The sequence below is a fragment of the bacterium endosymbiont of Bathymodiolus sp. 5 South genome, from assembly GCF_900128535.1.
Lineage (GTDB): Bacteria > Pseudomonadota > Gammaproteobacteria > PS1 > Pseudothioglobaceae > Thiodubiliella.
On the sequence record NZ_FQTR01000278.1, the window covers coordinates 1 to 1604 of the forward strand.

General features: G+C 35.0%; 1 protein-coding gene and 2 pseudogenes. All 3 read right to left on the reverse strand.

From position 1 onward, the window contains the following. Positions 1-342, reverse strand: a pseudogene (locus tag BBROOKSOX_RS10795) (hypothetical protein); the annotation flags it as partial. A gap of 242 nt (positions 343-584) precedes the next feature. Next, entirely contained in the window at positions 585-1094 is a 510-nt protein-coding gene (locus tag BBROOKSOX_RS10800; RefSeq protein ID WP_139661789.1) for a hypothetical protein, read from the reverse strand. 297 nt (positions 1095-1391) lie between these two features. Then, positions 1392-1604, reverse strand: a pseudogene (locus BBROOKSOX_RS10805) (DUF3275 family protein); the annotation flags it as partial.

Sequence of the window (1604 nt, forward strand, 5' to 3'; positions counted from 1 at the left end):
AGTTGCTTTATAGTTGCTATAATCAATCTTTACAGTTGATTTATCATAGATAAAAATATGTGACAAATCTTTGCCGTAAATTGTGCCAGGAACACGACCTGAAAGTTTTTGCATATTTTTAGTATCTTGCAGAAAAAATGTTTGTAAATTCCCTTCTGATACTTCAAAAGTTAATTCATTAATGCCACCTTCATGGGGTGGTAATTCCATTCTTGCTAAAAATTGCTGTAGCGAGGTGTTTCTACCCCAAAAACTAGCAAACAATATGCCAGTATCATTACCAACAAAACTGTCACAAAACACGCCAGTTTGCTGGTTAATACAGATCATTTTTTTATTCATGGTTATCTCCTTTAATTATCAAAGAAGATACATCAATCCCCAAAGGGAAGGATATATCCCCTTTGGGTTAAAACAAACTCAGCTCATCGCTGCCACTTTCTTGCATAATTACAAGGCTTGTACAAGTGGTTAAGGTTACAGCGTAAGCGCTGTGGTCTTAATTTTTTTAAATTAGTGTTTCTAAGCGCACTTTGTAAATGCGCTTAGAAACACCCTCGCTTGAGGGTGTAAGGTGTAACTATTTAAACCTTAATTAAGCTCCAAACTTCTTCAAAAGATATTGTTTTTTTATCTCGTTCATGAACTGAGTCCAATATGTGGTGAATACCCCACTCTTTTGTATCATCCCACTCACCCTTAATGTCGCCAGAAGGCTTATACATTGTTGCGTGTGTATCGCATGGTATACGGTTACCGTCTTTATCTATCGTGCCTTTTGCGTTAATCCAACAATGCCAATATTGCTTTTCATATTTTTTCATTAGGCACTCTTTATGCTCTTTATTTCTTGCATCAATATACATTAAATCAAACTGTTTAATATCACTGTGCCAAGGATGTCCATAGTTCTTTTGTATATGGACAAATTCACTATCATTTTCAGAAAATAAATCATCATTTGGTTCTCCTATATTGCAGCCCTTACCTCCTTCAGCAACACATAAATAAAATTTAAGCTCTGCCTTTGATAAATCTCCAACCACTGTGGCAACAATCCTTTGGTATTCGCTTGTTTCTTTTTCAATATTCATAATTTCTCCTTTGCAAAAAAAATACATCAATCCCCAAAGGGAAAGGATATATCCCCTTTGGGTTAAAACAAACTCAGCTCATCGCTACCACTTTCTTGCATAATTACAAGGCTTGTACAAGTGGTTAAGGTGCAGCGTTAGTGCTGCGGTCTTAATTTTTTTAAATTAGTGTTTCAAAACACACTCAAGTGAATGTGTTTTGAAACACCCCCAAGAGAGGATGTTTGTTTTTTACTATTCCAAGACAACAATTGAATTGTCTGTATGGTAAATAACTCTCCTATAAAAAAATCACAATTATGGCAAATACCACGCTTGTTCTTGCATATTAAATTTCCAATCATTTGATTTAAGATAATTTTTCTGTTGTCGAAAAACACCTCTATTACTAGTTGGATCTAAAGTGACTTGCTCGCCCTGTTCAATAGTTGCAATTTCCTGCTCATTGAATAGGTTATGTAAGTCCTCTTTTGAGTTTGATTTTGCACTGGCTTCCACTTTTTCAAAATC

Bases quoted from the DNA above. Each gene is read 5' to 3' on its own strand.
- BBROOKSOX_RS10800 (WP_139661789.1), bottom strand. From the start codon at position 1,094: ATGAATATTGAAAAAGAAACAAGCGAATACCAAAGGATTGTTGCCACA.